Source organism: Echinicola jeungdonensis, assembly GCF_030409905.1.
Taxonomy (GTDB): Bacteria; Bacteroidota; Bacteroidia; order Cytophagales; family Cyclobacteriaceae; genus Echinicola; species Echinicola jeungdonensis.
Map to the genome: position 1 here is coordinate 2899647 of NZ_JAUFQT010000001.1, position 16432 is coordinate 2916078.

A 16432-nucleotide genomic window follows, 5' to 3' on the forward strand; every position below is an offset into this window, starting at 1 on the left:
AAAAAATAGGTCAATGAAGGGGGTGTCGGGGGTAATGTTTGAGAACAAAGGTTTTGGCGTTTTCAAAGCAAAAGTTTCGTACTGCTTTGGTAACATCAGCTTTGGATTGAATATGTGCCATAAAATCCAGGTTCCCTCTATTGTCCCGTCTTTCCTGTTCGATAATTTCTATAAGGTTTTGCTCAAAATCCTCAAAGTTCAAAACGGTGGGGTAATCATCAACGGGGTTGATAAGTCCTTCAAAATCAGTGCCTATGGTGATGCAATTCCAAATATTGTTTTTTTCTTTTTCCGCCAAGTCATTCCTGTTGTAAATGGATTTGATTACTGCTTTGATATTATTCCAAAGTCCCCTAATGTTATTGGGAGTGTTGTTTGCAAGTCCCGGGACCCCAATGATTCTTTGGTCAAAAGACAGCCCAAATAATCCAGAGGATTGGACAATTATCTTTAAGTCTTCCTCACACATATTGATGTTCCAGGCATTGAAGAAGCCGGAAGGATCGAAATAATCATCTTTCTCTAATGCTTCCTTTTCGATATGGGTGTTTAGATCCTTGATTCCTGAAAACCCACAATGGGAAGCAATTACAGGAATGGTTTCTTTGTCTTCAGCTTCCATACATGGAATGATGATATCATGATAATACTCTCTTCTGGCTCGTGCACTCATGTGTTTAACATCAATGAGGATGCGGTAACCCCATTTGGGCTCCGAATGGTTATTTGTATTGATCGAAAGAAATCTACGGATGATTTTTCTGCCTTCTGGCGAGAATCCTTCATTTTTTCTCGGGGACTGGTTGAGCAGCCATTTGCCAATATCAGGGATACTATGGGCATGCCCACACAATCCATTGTCAAAATGATGAGCAAAAGTGATGAAAAACACAGGAAATGGCCATTCCTTTTTGATGGTGGCCACCCTTTTTTTAAAAGTGGCAAAGGGTACATTATCGGTTCCAAGTGCATGGGCACCTTCTATGGTTATTACCATAGTTATTTGGTCTTTTTGCAGGGAGTTTTTCAGTTCTTCTCTGTCATTTGGAATATAATAACTACCCTTGGCATCCATAGAATCTGGATAAAGCCTTCTCCTGTTTCTCCTGCTTTCAAAGATCTGCCGAATTAATCCAGGGGTATAAATTTTATTGGAAGTGGATTTACCGTTTGAGGTGAGCATAAACTTCACTTCCTCATTAATAGCTTCCCAATAATCGTATTCCGGAGATTGGAAATGGTCTACAGCAATGTCCGGAATTTTCATATAAATGGTTTGAAGTAAATCCCGGATAGGGAGTTGATGGGAAGTGGCTACCCTGACGATTTGCCTGAACAATTTATTTCTCCCCTTACTCGGTTGGGATGGGGTTTGAAAAAAGCCTTTTTCGATGGGATAAAGGGAATTGAAAGTTAGTCTTACTTTTCCATTCCAGGATTTTACCAAATCACACTGACTATAAGAGGCAGTCATTTTTCCATTCCTTAAATTTTTCAGGTTGGATGAAATTACCGTCCAAGGCGTGTACATTCCTTTTCTGGTGAATTTTCTTTTTTTTCTTGCCAACCAAAAATATGGGCGCATATGGTTATGGCAATGTAGGTCTGCGAATTTCATGATTTTCAGTTCAAAGGGTGAAAACGGAATCTTGCCCCTGGATCACTTCGGTGATATCACGTACTACGGAAGGGGAGTTGTAATAATACCAGTGGTGAACCCTGTCATGGAGAAGGCCTTCGTCATCCTGGATATCGGAGACATCTGACTGGTAAATGTCATCAGGCAAATGAAGAGAGTTTTTGGCTCCCCATCTTCCAAGCCTGTTAAAAGCATTTTTGGTCAGTTCGGATATCCCTAAAGCCTGATCGTTATTATGATAATAAACATGGACTCTTTCTCCGAAGTCGATAAGCCGGTACAGGGGCTTGGGCTGCTCTAAGGCATTATAATCAATGTCCGCACCTACAAGGATTATTTCCCCAAATAGGGAATTGATTTCCACTCGAATGTCCAGCAGCCCGGTAAGCATAGCCTCTAATACCCGGTTGCCCATGGAGTGGCAAAGCAAATGGATTTTTTGTTGGCACATGGGCTGTTTATCCTTGACAAATTTCCTTACAAAAAACTCTTTTAGGCCGGCATAGGACCTTGCCAAGGCATAGCCCGATTGCAGGGCATCTTGTGCATCATTTCTGTACCGGAGGATTTTCTTTTTGGAAGGCCAAGTGAAAATAACAATATGTTTTATGGGAGAGTGATCGGGTTCGATATATTTTTCGTGCAACTCCCTTAGGGTTTCCATGGCCGTTTCCAGATCCGAGTTAAAACCATGAATAAAAAACAAAATATCCTGGCGGCCTTTGGCTTTCCTTCCTTCCTTGTAGAGGGATTCAAAAACCTGAGTGGAACCAAGTTTTTTTATTTCGTCATCTTTTCCTTCTGATTTTAGTTTTTCTAGTGCTTTATCAGAAAGATCCTCAATGATCTGGATATTATAATCCTCCAATTTTTTGGCTTTTTTAGGGTCAAAAGAAACCATTCCGTACCTAAGGTTGTGTTTGGCTTCTTCATCACCATCCTTCCTAATAAATTCTTTATCATTGACCTTGATGAAATTTTTTCTGTCATGAAAAGTACTGACCTCTCTATTTGTAATAATAAAATGGCTGACCATAGGTGAATTTTTTTAATGGAAAAAGAATTAGAAATGGAACCTTATGTGTCAATTGGTTCAAGAAACTTTCCTTGTAGAATTGGGAAAGTTACAAAAGTGGCTGATTATTAGATAAATATAAGGTTTTAGAAAAGGGGATGCCACTCATTGGGAGAATTCCTCGTTAAACCCTATAAATTTTATTATTAGGGGATAGAGGTAACCTGAGGTTCAAATAAACGAATTTGGTTATAGAAAACCGGGAAAGTAACACTTAGGGAATAGAGCTCCTCAAAAAACAAACTTTTGATCCTCCAGTCACTAAAACCTGCCCCCACTTCATAGGGTACATATTGAGTCCCATCCAAACAGTTAATTACATTTAAATTTTGGGTCATGCCTACTGAGGTGGCTTTTAATAAGGCTTCTTTCCTAGTCCATAACTTGAAAAATTCATGTCTTGGTGAATAGGCGTTTTCAATATAATGGGTTTCAGGGGTAGAAAACCAATTGTTGATTATAGGAATGAAATCAAAGTTGCTGTCAATAAATTCGATATCAACGCCCAATTCTTCCTCACAAAGTCCAAAGACCACCCAATCATTGGAATGGGAAAGGTTGAAATTTATTCCGTGAATTTCATTGAGCATAGGCTTATTGTTAATGCCCTCCTTAAAAGAAATATCCATTGGTGAGCATTTCAAGTAGCGGGCAAGCAGAATTTTTAAAAAACTTTTCCCGCCAAGGTACCTCAAGCGATCACCTTCTTGTTTAAATTTTGAAAATTTAAACATTTCCTCCAGGGTAAGATAACGTTTAAGGGCTCTTAGTTTATCCTTTATTTGATTCAAAGAAACCCTCCAAATATCTACATGATCCTTGATATCATAATCGGCCTCCTTCGTCCAGTTTGAAATGGACATTGGCTCACAATGGATCTTATTGATAAACATGAGATTATTCATGGCCAGTCTGTTTTAACTCACATGGATATCTCTTCCCAAGATTAGCGGGCTCAAAAAGATTTTTATTTAGAACATTCTCTTTTCTGGGGTTAAGTATAATTAGGTGGGTTTGGTGTTTATCTATTGGAAAAATTACGCTAAAAAAAAGCTTAACCAATTGGGTAAGCCAATTGAATTGAGATTTGTAAAAATGATATGTTGTTACCTTTTTCATGGAATTTAGTATGTTTTTTATTTAAAAAATAATGAAACATTGGCTACTGTTAAAAAGGTTTATAATAAGTGTTTATTTAAATATAGGTAATTTTTAAATCAAAAAAAATGCATTTTGAATAAACCAAAATGAATTAAATAAAAAGGTTATTCAATGAATGGAAATCGGGAATATAATTTTAATAAATTTAAAAACTTTTGGAGAAAATTAATTTTTGGACCTGAAAATGGAGGCTTTTTGGTGTTAAACCAATTGGAATTGAGTGGTTTAGGTGAGTTGGGGTTGGGTGAAAAGTAGAAAATAAATCCTTTGAGGGGAGCGACATTTTAATACTTTCAAAATGTCGCTCCAATTTTATAGTATTCAGTTATGATCCTAAGATATTCCAGCCAAATCCAAAATAAAGGCATATTCCAATGCAAGTTCTCTTAGGGTCTGGAACCTCCCGGAAGCTCCACCATGTCCAGCGTCCATATTGGTATAGAGCAATAGTTTGTTTTGATCGGTTTTGGTTGCTCTTAATTTGGCCACCCATTTAGAGGGTTCCCAGTATTGCACCTGGCTGTCATGCAGTCCAGATGTAACCAAAAGATGAGGATAAGCTTTTGCTTCCACATTATCGTAGGGAGAGTAAGACAACATATATTCGTAATATGCTTTTTCTTTGGGGTTCCCCCATTCGTCGAACTCCCCAGTAGTTAAGGGGATACTTTCATCAAGCATGGTAGTCACCACATCCACGAAGGGAACAGCAGCAATAACCCCCTTATACAATTCCGGCCTCATATTGATGATGCCTCCCATCAACATTCCTCCGGCGCTGCCTCCCATGGCAAATAACTTCTCTGGGGAAGTGTATTTTTCAGAAATTAACTGTTCAGAACATGCTATAAAATCTGTAAATGTATTACGCTTTTTAAGCATTTTTCCATGTTCATACCACGTTCTTCCCATTTCTTGACCGCCCCGAATATGGGCCATGGCAAAGACAAACCCTCTATCCAATAGGCTGATTCTGTTTGAGCTAAAAGAGGCGTCAGTGCTGAAACCATAGGATCCATATGCATATTGCAATAATGGATTGCTGCCATCCTTTTTGAACAGGTCTTTTTTGTAGACTAATGAAATGGGGATGGAGGTTCCGTCTTCTCCTTTAGCCCAAATTCTTTCTGCCTGATAAAGTTCTGGTTCATAACCACCAATAATCTCCTGTTGTTTCAAAAGCTTTTTTTCCTTTTTCACCATATCATAATCATAAACTGATGCAGGAGTGGTCAGAGAATTATAAGCCAATCGCAACTGGGAGGTTTCAAATTCCGGGTTAAACCCTGTCCAAGTGGAGTAGGTCGGTTCATTAAACTGCACATAATGGGATGAGGATTTGTCCCAGGGTCTTATCTGAATTCTGGTGAGTCCGTTATACCTTTCCTCCAGGACCAAAAAGTCCTTAAAAACTTCAAAACCCTCCAGTAAAACATCTTCTTTATGAGCAATAAGGGTATTCCAATGTTCCTTGGATGGTGTTTTTACAGAAGTTTTTACCAATTTAAAATTGGTGGATTTGTTTTCATTGGTAAGTATGAGAAATTGGTCTTCAAAATGTTCTACTTCATATTCCAAATTCCTTTCCCTTTTTTGAATAAGCTGGATGGCACCATTGGGGGTATTGGCATCAATGAACCGAACCTCTGAAGATACAGTACTCTCAGAGCAAATAAATATATACGCTTTGGTTTTTGCCTTACTGACATGGCAGATAAAGGTGGGGTCCTTCTCCTCGTAAACCAATTGATCCTCTTTATAAGAGCTGCCCAATTTATGTTTGTAAATTTGGTAAGATCGAAGGGTGTCCGGATCCTGTTTGGAATAAATAACGGTTTGATTATCATTAGCCCAAACCAAATTGCCTGTAATTTGAGGGATTTCATCCTTCAGATATTCCCCGGTTTCCAGATTTTTAAACTTAATAGTATAAATTCTCCTGCCCACATTGTCCTGGGCAAAGGCAAGGATTTTTTGATTGGTGGAAATGGCTATTGCACTAACCTGAAAATATTCATGCCCTTTAGCCAGTTCATTGACATCCAGTAAAATTTCTTCCTCAACTTCCAGATTTTCCTTTTTCCGGCAAAAAACCGGATATTCTCCACCTTTGATAAATTTTGTATAATAAAAATACCCGTCCTTAAAATAAGGCACACTTTCATCATCTTCTTTAATCCGCCCTTTCATTTCTTGGAAAAGTTTATCCTGGAAGGCTTCGGTATGTTGAAGTTGGTTTTTTACATAGTCATTTTCCAGGTTAAGGTAGTCGATGACCTCTGGGTTTTCCCTGTCATTCATCCAATAGTAGGGGTCAATCCTGGTGTGGCCATGGAAGGTTAATTTCTTAGGTTTTTGGACAGCTCGTGGAGCTGCTATAGGCGTAGTTTTATTCATTTTATTGCAATATCAATTGTGGTTTCAACTAATAAGTAGGATAGCAAAGTTAATGAGCTTGTCCCAACTTTCATGGAATTCAAACCCTTTATCTTCTCTGTCAATTATTATAGGAAATTAAAAAAATAATAGGGGATTATTTATTGAACCTAAGTCGTACCTGAAGATTCAATTGGCTAAGCCGGTTGCTTTGTACTTCCTGGAGCCCCGAACTGATTTTATCCCGGTCTGTATAAATCGTCCTACTCCAGCGGATCCAAAAATCCCATCTTCTGGAAGGCCTGTATTGAAGTAGGAAATAATACCTCATTCCCTGTCCATAATAAGCAGGAATGGAAAAGGCCCATAATACATTTTTTTCATATACATATTGGCGATTATCATAATCATCGGTATCAAAAATGGCCATACGAGTACTTAGCCTCCAATTATCCCAGTCAGCATTGATGTCCTGTACTAAGGCATATCCCCAGGTTTTGTTATCATTAAAATCAAAGTTACTCCACTGTACTCTGGACCGGATGGAATAGGAATCGGAAATTTTAAAATCCAGATTGGCTAGGTAATTTCTCCGCTTTCTTCCTCTTAACTGGTAAATGAGATGATCCGACTGGTCAATAGGGATGTTTCTATCTTTTAGTTCTTCTCTAATTTGAAAATAAATTTGAAGGCTTTTTTTTGGGGAAAAGGATAACCGCTGCAGCCATTCATGTCCATCAGAGGGGGCATAGGTCCTGAATTTCAGCCAAGGGAAACGGAAAAAATCAAAATAACCGCTCCATTTCAAGTCCTTGGTAATGGAATAATTCAGGCCAAGGTATATCCCCCGTTCATTGATGGCCCTGGAGTTTTCTCCAAAACTACTTCCATAAAAAGTATGAAAATGCCTGTCAAATCTCCTCAAAAGCAATGAAAAGTCCATTTCAGGGCTCAAGCTGCTCATCCAGCCCAATACCATTCCCTTACCTTTACTTTTTGAGATGGCTGCTTCTCCAAAGAAAAAGTGGTTTTGGTAATTATAAGAAAAGTAGGCGCTATGGATATGATTGATCTTGCCCCTGAATTCAAATTTATTATAAACCCTTTCTTTCCTTTTATAGGGCTGACTAAAGCGGGTCCAAAGGGTGTTTATCCCCAATTGAAAGTTTTTGTTAATAGAATGGTAATTGAAATTTGCTCCCAGGTTGTTTTCCCAAGCTTTGGATTTTTTGTTGATTTCTGTGGAAGTCCTGTGGTAGCCACTTTGGGAAAGGGAGGTGATATAACTGGAAAGTGATTTTGAAAGGCTGTCAGGGACTAATATGCTGGCGCTGCGAGGAGTGTGAGAAAGTAAAATAGAACCCTCAAATTGGTCAAATTGATAGGTGGCAGCTGCACCCCTGAAATATCCAAATTCAGTGGCAGAGGTATAAGGGCGGATTCCACTGGAACTTCTCCTTGTGGTGGTAATAGTTTCAGATCCTTTGCCAACAGAAAAACCGGCTCCAAATACTAATCCTTGTCCAAATTGAGCTTTATAATCTCCGACAGTTAGGATTTTCCAATGTTTATCTGGATAAAGTGAAAAATGGTAACTCAAAAAATTGAAGCCATATCTTTTGGAGGAAGTATCCCAAATAAATTGTTCCCCTGAATCTTTGTCCAGGGTAAAACCAAAACTAAAATCATTTATATGTTGGCTTCTAAAGCGTAAATAATAATTGTTGGGGTCACCAAGGTATCTTTGGGTAAGTCGCCCATTTCCAAGGGTGTCTGGTGGGGTATAACCCTTTCTGGTTTCCAGGTACCTTCTTGCTCTAAACATGATATAAGCATTTTTTTCTTCCAAAATCCTATTCACTAAGGGTTTTGGATGAATTTTTTTGTTAGAGGAAATGGAGACAAAGGGTAATATATTTTGAATGGTTGCCTTGTCGAATTTTGGAATGGCCTGAAGTTCGTAAATGGAAATTATCGGTCCAAAATTATTCCGATATTCCAATAATTGTTGGATTTGAAAAGGGGAAAGACTATAAAGTGATTGCAGTTCATCTGCAGTTGCTTTATTAAGGTCAAGTGGGGTAAAGTAAAATTGCATCAAGTTTTCATATTGTTGCGCCATTTCTTCATTTTCACCCTCCTGGAAAGAAAACATTTCCTCCATAAAAGCTTCAATGTCAAAATCAGCATTTAATGTTTGTCCAAGGGTCTGGAAGTGAGTCAGGAAAAATAAAAAAAACAATATGTAGGATTTCTTTTTCAATTTTTGTCCAACAAAAAGTTGACGGAAAAATGATGAGTAAAGCCCAGCTTATGATGATTGCTTGTAGCATAATTTAGATAAAAGGATTTTGGCTTAAATCCAATCCCAAAAAACAACTGGGAAGGTTGGGGTTGGATGCCGCACCTTGCCCAAAATTTCCCGGAAAAATTGTACTCCAGACCTGCCTTAACTTGAGGAGGAAGCAATATGTCCTTTTGAGTTTCCAGGTTGACCATAAGGGAAGGGCTTGGCCTGTAGGAAAGGCCGATTTGAATTAATGTGGGTAACCTGTCCTCAGATTTGTTGTTGATTTTTGCCCGCGTTGGATTGAATACATGAGCCCCAATCATTAAAGTCGGCATTAATTGGGCAACACCGCCCCATTCTATAAAAGGCTGCCCACTTCTTCCATAACCCTCCAGGTTGGTCTGCAGATAATTTACCTTTAAGCCCAAACTCACCAATCCAAAAGTATTGCTGTACCCCAGGCCAATATTTTGCTGATTAAATAGGCTTCCGCCAAAGTGGGAAATACTAAATCCTATATTTCCTAAATTGTTGGTAAAAATTCCTCCAGCAGAAAGTGTAGTCAATTCCCGAAGGCCCAACCGGTGGTCATAAGCACAAAATAGTTGGGTGTTTTTTACCCTTCCCATTGCCCCTACATTATTGAAAATGCTCCACCCATCTTCAAGGGTGACGTGGGAATTAGCTAAGCCACTGCTCCTTGCTCCATGTGCAAATGCTTCCCTATTGGCCTGACCATAGACAATAAAAGGGAGGGCCATGAAAAACACTAAAAAAACAAAAGTAGTTTTTTCCATTTTTGAAAAAAAATAAAGTAAAAAATGATACTTATGTATAATTTAATACTTGATTAATGAAAAATAAAATAATTATGATTTAAAAAGTAATCTAATGGTGGTGAAAAATTAATAATTTATAAAGGGGTAATTGTTTTTATTCCTTTTTTTATTGTGTGAAATTCAAAGTGTTGGGTATGAGTGTGATAAGTTGTGTTGTTTTTTTCTATTAAAAAAATAAATGAACTAAGGCCCTATAGTGGGGCTCCTATATTAATAAAGAAATTTCCAATGCCTTGGCTATTGATAGAATATTCAAAGCGGAAAACCTGGTCATAGAAGGTGATCAAATCGATGCCTAAGCCATAACCATAGAGGTATGAATTGGTAAGGGCGGCATTTTCAGGAATATTATTCCTGTCATTGACGTATCCTTGGTCAAAATTGGTACTGAGGTATGCGCGAATAGGAAAGGTGGAAAATTCTTCAATGGGCATCAGCTTTGAAATATCCAATTCCACATCAAGGAATTTGTACCTGAAGCTATTTTTATGAACCACGGTTTGTTGGCCCTCTATTACATTAACTTCAAACCCCCGTATAAAATTAGGGCTATAGCCAACCCCACGTATCAGGGTGTATGGCTGTGTGGGGCCCAGGTAAGTAGATCCTGTCAATCCTGAAACAAAATGGAACTTGTCACTCAACCTAAAATATTTATTGGCCATAAAGGATATTTCAGTTTCATTGACATTATCAGAACTAATTAAACCGTATCTATTAATTCCCATACTTAATAACTCACCATCGGTAGCATAGGCAACATTGTCCCTGCGGTCATGCCGGTAATTGTATCCAGCATAAAAGAATTTCAGTCGGGTGCCGTCGTGGAGGAAGTAATTGGGGTTTTGCTCAAGTACCTCTTCATGGATGGAGGTATTACTATAGCCAAATGTCAAATAATGAAAATTATAAAAACTACCCCTGTAAGTGTATTGCAAACTGGTGTTGAGGCTTTTTCGGAGGATATCTTCATTCTCATTTTTGTAAAAAACCTGTTTGTTAAAGGCTGATTTAACGGCAATAGTTTTATTGGTATTGTAGGTAAACCGTACTGCCAGGCCATGAAGTTGTTCTTTGTCTATATATGGGATGCTATACACAAGGTCAAAGGCCTGAGTAAAGCCTAACTGGCCGAGGATTTTTAATTTTTCATTTCTTCCTCCTACATTATTATGGCTGAGTCTGAGGCCATAAACTACTCTGGAGAGGTCTCTTCCCTGATTGATCCACCATTCTGAAAAGTTCCGGTCAGCCAAATCCAAAATGATGCTGGGAATAACATACCATCTCTCTTTAACTGAAATCAATAGTTCTATTTCCTCTTCACCCACAAACAGTGGAGTCACTTCCACTGAGGTGAAAAGTTGAAGGTTGTAGATTTTTTTTTGGTCGGCTAAAAGGAGGTTGATGAATTCATCCCAGGGATAGGTGGTATCTGTAACAATGTCCATTTCCCTTAGGATGATATTCTTCTGGGTTTTTTCATTCCCAATGATGAAAATATTATTGACTGTTACCCTTTCTGGAATGACATAATCGCTGTCTTCAGGAATAGTGTCATTTACCTGGGCAATGGCGGTTTGCCCAAATAGCACAATAAAGGCAATGGGGATGAAATATAAAATATTTTGAACCGCCTTTATCAAAATAGTTGTTGGGTTAAGGGAACTTTGGAGTTTGTTTTTACATTAGGAAATCAAATACGTAAAAATTGAATACAATTCTTAGAAAGATCGCCATTTTTCCAGTACTGGTTTATCAATACCTGATTTCCCCTTTATTTCCCGGGGCTTGTCGGTTCAGTCCAACATGTAGCGAATATATGAAAACCGCCATCCTCAAACATGGTGTTTTTAAAGGGGGATGGTTGGGGATCAAGCGAATTGCGCGCTGTCACCCCTGGGGTGGCCATGGTCATGACCCAGTCCCCTGAACATTGCTTGAGCCCACTTTTAATGCCCGGATAACTAAAAATATTCCACCAATAACTAAAGGGATGCTTAAACTTTGCCCCATGTTGAGGGCCAGATTTTCCTCAAAGTCCACTTGGTTTTCCTTGAAAAATTCCCAAATAAAACGCATGCCAAATACGGCAATCAAAAACAATCCTAAAAGGAATCCGTCTGGAACATTTGCTTTGTATTTGTTCCATATCCCATAAAGGATAATGAAAATGACAAGGTAGGAAAGCGACTCATATATTTGGGTGGGATGTTTGGCTATTCCATAAGTGTGGATAGTTGCCAAATAAGCGTCACCCTGGTCTTTTAGCTCATAATCCAATGGTGTGGAAGGATCTTCAGCCAGGTATTTTTTGGAACTCCCAAATTGGGTCAATACATATTTTACATCGGATTCTAGGGTGCTTCTCAAATTGGACTCTTCATATCTTCCTTTATTGATGACAATATCAATGTCCACAGGCACTTTTCCATTTCCCTTTAATTCATTGGCCCTGCTTTCCGGTTTATAGGCAAATACTTCTTCAACAGGAGCATTGAGGGTCATAAGGATTTCTTCAGTTTGACGGGCATAGACAAAACCATTGTCCGAACCTGTAGGTTTTCCGCCAATTTCAGAATTCATTAAGTTGCCAAAGCGGATCAAGGCACCTGTCATAGCTACCACAATGACAATCCTGTCTACCACCCAGAGGTACCTTTGAGTGGGCGTTTTTTTTACATAAAGCCAGAGAGCAACCAAAATGGCTATTGCAGCCCCATGGCTAGCCAATCCACCTTCCCATACCTTTAAAATTTCTATTGGATCACTTAGGTATTTGGCAGGTTCATAAAAAAGAACATGGCCGAGTCTGGCACCAATAATAGTGGCCAGAACCATGTAAATGGTCAAACGGTCTACTAATTTTTCGTCATGGCCTTCCTGTTTAAAAATATGGATGACAATTTGTTGGGAAATGATAAAGCCAAGGGCAAACAATAAACTATACCATCTGATTCTATCAAAGCCCGGAAAAACTGCTGGATCAGGGCTCCAGACCACGTAATCTAAAATGCTTTGGATCATTGCTTTTTGTTGATTTCTATGAGGGAAATTTTATGAAACATCTAATTGATCTAATTCTTCCAATTCCTCGGCAAAACCTCCAGACAATATTGGAAAGCGGTACCAGGTTTTGGGGTCCACATTAAATTCATCCAAATGAAAAGAAGGGGCAAGTCGTTCCCTCTTCCATTGGTTTCTGGACCAAAGTTGGTGGAATTTTCGGATATAACCTTTTAATTGAACGGGGGAAATGGACAATTCTTCCGAAAGAATCTTAAAAATATCCATGGGAGACCTCCTGTCCCTAATGGCGAGCCTTTCTATTTCCACTATCACCGAATAGGGCATAAGGTCATGTTCATCCGTTTGATGGTGTTCTAAAGGTCTTAATTCAGCAGTAGGTTGTAAAGAATTTACCCCCCGAAGCCCTTCATAACCTAATTTTTTTTCAGCCCATTGGAGCCATTGGAGGATAAAGAACTTATCCACTGCGGCGATAGGAGAGATACTCCCACTAGTGTCTCCATCCATGGTGGCATAGCCTACATCCCCCTCACTACGGTTTGAGGTAGTCAGAAGGAGTGCATTATTGAGGTTGGCCAACATCCAGATGATGGGCGATCTTGCCCTAGCCTGGATATTTTGGAGGGTTACATCATCAGTTTCCCAGGTCAAATCCCTGCCGATGGCTTTTTCTATCTTTTGGGTATAGGAGGCAACCTCTTCAGAAATTTTCCAGTCATAAAAAACGGCCCCTACGCTTTCAGCCAGCATCCTGGCACTTTCAAAGGTCTCTTTTGAACTATTATCGGAGCCTTGATAAGCAGTAGTCAATAGTTTTCCAGTGATTTCCTTTTCTGGATTATCAGTTTTAGGTGAAAAATTTAAATTGATTTTTTCCAGAAATGTATCTACTCCTAATTCAATTATACCTCTTCTTACCATCTCTGCCACCAAAACAGCTAAGGAGGAAGAGTCTGCTCCACCACTTAATGAAAGCACAAACCCGTGGCTCCTGCTTTTTCTCAGGTAATCAAATAAGGCAAGGGAAACTGCTTGAGTAAACTCTACTTTTTTGTCATGCTCTGTAGAAACTTCAGCCAATTTTTCAACATTTTCCCCAAGGTTGTAGGAAAAAATAAGGTAAGATTGAAAAGAAAGGAGGTCATTTTTCAGAAGGATTTTTCCTTTTTCTGCTACCAAAACCTCCCCGTCAAATATCATCCTGCCAGATTCATTACCCAAAAGGTTTACATAAAAATAAGTGGAATTCAAATGGATGGAGCTTTCCCTTACTAAATTTTCCCTATGCTCACTTTTTCCCATGGCAAAATGGCTGGCACTTGGGTTGAAAATCAGGTTGACACCTCGGTCTTTTAAACGGAAACCAGGTCTTTTATCCCCTTTCCAAGCATCCTCACAAATTTCAAATGCATATTTGAAACCTTTTTTTTCAAAAACGATGTCTCCAAAAGGAACCTCCTTGCCAAAAAAATCAAATTTACTGAGGGTATTGGCTTTCCAAGTTGTGAACCAACGGCATTCATAGTGAACCCCTTCAATTGCAAGAAACTGCTTTGCCATAAAGGCATTTAACTCGCCATCCTCAATGATGGCCATGCAATTGTAAAGTTGATCTTGAATTCTGACTGGAAGCCCCACACAAACAGTAATACCTAAACAATGTGGCAATAATTCCTTCAATTGTCTTAAAGCCTTTTGGGGAAACCAATAACTCAAAAATAAGTCTTCGCTTCCATATCCGGTTATGGCCAGCTCAGGGAAGCAAAGAAGTTCAATTTCCTGCTTTTTGGCTTCCTCAATAGCGTTAATAATATTATTGAGGTTTCCCTTCCAGTCCAGTGGGGTTTGGTTGACGGTGGCTCCACCAATTTTCAAATTGGGCATATATCAAATCTGTTGCGTCAAAATATTGCCGCATTGAAGAGAGTGAACCTAATAATGGCCCAAAAAGGCTCAACAATGCGGACATTGGGTTGAAATCCTAAATATCAAAGGCAAATATAGGGTACTAAATAGCCAATTTAAGTTTTTCGCAGGCATTTTTTGCTGCTTCCTGTTCCGCTTTCTTTTTGGTAGGGCCTTTTCCTTCTGTAAAAAATTCCTGATCTATTTTTAATTCCACAGTAAATTCTTTGAACCTTTGGCTTCCGGTAATGGATTTGAGCAAAAAGTCCACCTCACGGTTTTCTTTTTGGGACCATTCAATGATTTTACTCTTAAAGTTAATGGTGGTATTGATAATATTATCCAGGTCAAAATGGGGCGAGATAATACGAGAAAGGACAAATTTCCTGCAAAAATAATAACCTCTATCCAGGTAAACAGCGCCTACCAAAGCTTCTAAAGTATCCCCATAAATTGATTTATGAGTAAAAAATCCTTTTTCTGTTAGATCAGATTCAACAATTTTTTCCAATCCGATTTTTTTACCAACCTGATTAAGGGATTCCCTGTTAACAATTCTGGATCGGGTTTCTGTTAGGAACCCTTCGTCACGGTAAGGGAATTTGATAAATAGATGTTCTGCTACAATGGTACCCAGGACGGCATCCCCAAGGTATTCCAACCTTTCATTTGATACTTTGATGCCATGTTTGGTTTCTTCTGCTGCCGAGGAGTGTTTGACGGCCAGCTTGAACAGAGATAAATTTAAAGGCTTGCGGCCCACCATTAATTTTATGGCAGTTGCAAGCCTTTTATCTTTTTTATTATAAAGTAGTTCTTGTAATCTGAGTTTACGAAATATTTTCAAGATTTACTCAGTTAGTTTTTTGAAAATGATAGAAGCATTGTGCCCACCAAATCCAAATGTATTACTCAAAGCTACATTTACATCTCTTTTTTGCGCTTTGTTAAAAGTCAAATTTAACCTGGCATCAAATTCTTCATCATCTGTAAAATGATTGATGGTAGGAGGTACCGTATCATTTTTAATAGATAAAATAGATGCAATGGCTTCAATGGCTCCGGCAGCACCCAATAGGTGTCCGGTCATTGATTTGGTACTACTTACATTCAATTTATAAGCATGATCTCCAAAAATCCTTTGGATGGCTTTTACCTCACTGACATCCCCGAGTGGGGTGGAGGTACCATGGACGTTGATATAATCGACCTCCTCGGGACTAAGTCCGGCATCCTCTAGAGCAAATTTCATCACATTACCGGCACCTTCTCCCTCAGGATGGGGGGCGGTTATATGGTGAGCATCTGCAGTCATACCGCAACCTACCATTTCAGCATAAATTTTGGCTCCACGGGCTTTGGCATGCTCATATTCTTCAAGAATGATGGCACCGGCTCCTTCACCAAGGACAAATCCATCCCTGTCTTTGTCAAAAGGCCTGGAAGCAGTCTCTGGGGAATCATTCCGCTGGGAAAGTGCTTTCAAGGCATTAAACCCGCCTACACCAGCTTCTGTAACCGCAGCTTCAGATCCACCGGAAATAAAGATGTTGGCTTTGCCCATCCTGATGTAATTAAATGCATCAATTAGAGCATTGGTGCCTGAGGCACAAGCAGAAACAGTTACAAAGTTAGGACCCTGAAAACCATATTTTATGGAAATAAACCCGGCGCTGATATCAGCAATCATTTTAGGGATAAAGAATGGGCTGAAACGAGGGGTACCATCTCCAGTAGAAAAACTAGTCACTTCATCCTGAAAAGTTTTCAGTCCCCCAATGCCTGAGCCCCAAATGACACCAGCTTTGGTAAGGTCGATTTTGTCCAAATCCAATCCGGAATCTTTGATGGCTTCATCGGATACTATCATCGCATATTGCGTGAAAGGATCCATTTTCCGGGCTTCTTTTCTATCGATAAATTGCTCTATATTGAGGTTTTTTACCTCGCAGGCAAATTGCGTCTTAAATAAGGATGCATCGAATTTAGTAATTGGAGCAGCACCGCTTACACCATTAGACAGCCCTTCCCAGTACTCCTGAGCGGTGTTGCCTATTGGTGTAAGGGCACCCAAACCAGTTACTACAACTCTTTTTAAATTCATAAATGAATTTTGA

The 16432-nt window shown here is 39.1% G+C and carries 12 protein-coding genes; 1 reads left to right on the top strand and 11 read right to left on the bottom strand.

Annotated features, from left to right (window positions below; all coding sequences use genetic code 11):
- Nucleotides 1-10: 10 nt before the first annotated feature.
- The 7 genes from QWY93_RS12075 to QWY93_RS12105 all read right to left on the bottom strand — a co-directional run bounded on the left by QWY93_RS12075 (nt 11) and on the right by QWY93_RS12105 (nt 11026).
- The gene (locus QWY93_RS12075; RefSeq protein WP_290248512.1) at nt 11-1618 is read right to left on the bottom strand and encodes an amidohydrolase family protein; all 1608 of its coding nucleotides are present in this window, start codon (nt 1616-1618) and stop codon (nt 11-13) included.
- Between the two features lie 10 nt (nt 1619-1628).
- On the bottom strand, nt 1629-2675 hold the full coding sequence (locus QWY93_RS12080; protein WP_290248513.1) for an alpha/beta hydrolase: 1047 nt from the start codon (nt 2673-2675) through the stop codon (nt 1629-1631).
- Nucleotides 2676-2860: 185 nt separating this feature from the next.
- On the bottom strand, nt 2861-3619 hold the full coding sequence (locus QWY93_RS12085) for a 4'-phosphopantetheinyl transferase family protein (RefSeq protein WP_290248514.1): 759 nt from the start codon (nt 3617-3619) through the stop codon (nt 2861-2863).
- Between the two features lie 589 nt (nt 3620-4208).
- Nucleotides 4209-6272 carry a S9 family peptidase gene (locus tag QWY93_RS12090; protein ID WP_290248515.1) on the bottom strand — a complete coding sequence of 688 codons (2064 nt, stop codon included), beginning with the start codon at nt 6270-6272 and terminating at the stop codon, nt 4209-4211.
- 136 nt (nt 6273-6408) lie between these two features.
- Nucleotides 6409-8514 carry a ComEA family DNA-binding protein gene (locus QWY93_RS12095; protein ID WP_290248517.1) on the bottom strand — a complete coding sequence of 702 codons (2106 nt, stop codon included), beginning with the start codon at nt 8512-8514 and terminating at the stop codon, nt 6409-6411.
- Nucleotides 8511-9338 (bottom strand): PorV/PorQ family protein, encoded by an 828-nt coding sequence (locus tag QWY93_RS12100; protein WP_290248518.1) that lies wholly within the window; start codon nt 9336-9338, stop codon nt 8511-8513. Before QWY93_RS12100 ends, QWY93_RS12095 begins: the two co-directional genes overlap by 4 nt.
- Before the next feature lie 233 nt (nt 9339-9571).
- The gene (locus QWY93_RS12105) at nt 9572-11026 is read right to left on the bottom strand and encodes a BamA/TamA family outer membrane protein (protein ID WP_379945389.1); all 1455 of its coding nucleotides are present in this window, start codon (nt 11024-11026) and stop codon (nt 9572-9574) included.
- 65 nt (nt 11027-11091) lie between these two features.
- Here QWY93_RS12105 and yidD point away from each other — a divergent pair, with 65 nt between their 5' ends.
- The gene (gene yidD / locus QWY93_RS12110) at nt 11092-11313 is read left to right on the top strand and encodes a membrane protein insertion efficiency factor YidD (RefSeq protein WP_290248519.1); all 222 of its coding nucleotides are present in this window, start codon (nt 11092-11094) and stop codon (nt 11311-11313) included.
- Here yidD and QWY93_RS12115 read toward each other — a convergent pair.
- The 4 genes from QWY93_RS12115 to fabF all read right to left on the bottom strand — a co-directional run bounded on the left by QWY93_RS12115 (nt 11295) and on the right by fabF (nt 16419).
- Nucleotides 11295-12407 (bottom strand): prolipoprotein diacylglyceryl transferase, encoded by a 1113-nt coding sequence (locus QWY93_RS12115; protein WP_290248520.1) that lies wholly within the window; start codon nt 12405-12407, stop codon nt 11295-11297. The genes yidD and QWY93_RS12115 overlap by 19 nt on opposite strands.
- A 30-nt stretch (nt 12408-12437) precedes the next feature.
- A complete protein-coding gene (gene nadE, locus QWY93_RS12120) occupies nt 12438-14294 on the bottom strand; it encodes an NAD(+) synthase (RefSeq protein WP_290248522.1) in 1857 nt (618 codons plus the stop codon).
- A 124-nt stretch (nt 14295-14418) separates the two neighbouring features.
- A complete protein-coding gene (gene rnc, locus QWY93_RS12125; RefSeq protein WP_290248523.1) occupies nt 14419-15162 on the bottom strand; it encodes a ribonuclease III in 744 nt (247 codons plus the stop codon).
- Between the two features lie 3 nt (nt 15163-15165).
- On the bottom strand, nt 15166-16419 hold the full coding sequence (gene fabF, locus QWY93_RS12130) for a beta-ketoacyl-ACP synthase II (protein WP_290248524.1): 1254 nt from the start codon (nt 16417-16419) through the stop codon (nt 15166-15168).
- Nucleotides 16420-16432 lie beyond the last annotated feature (13 nt).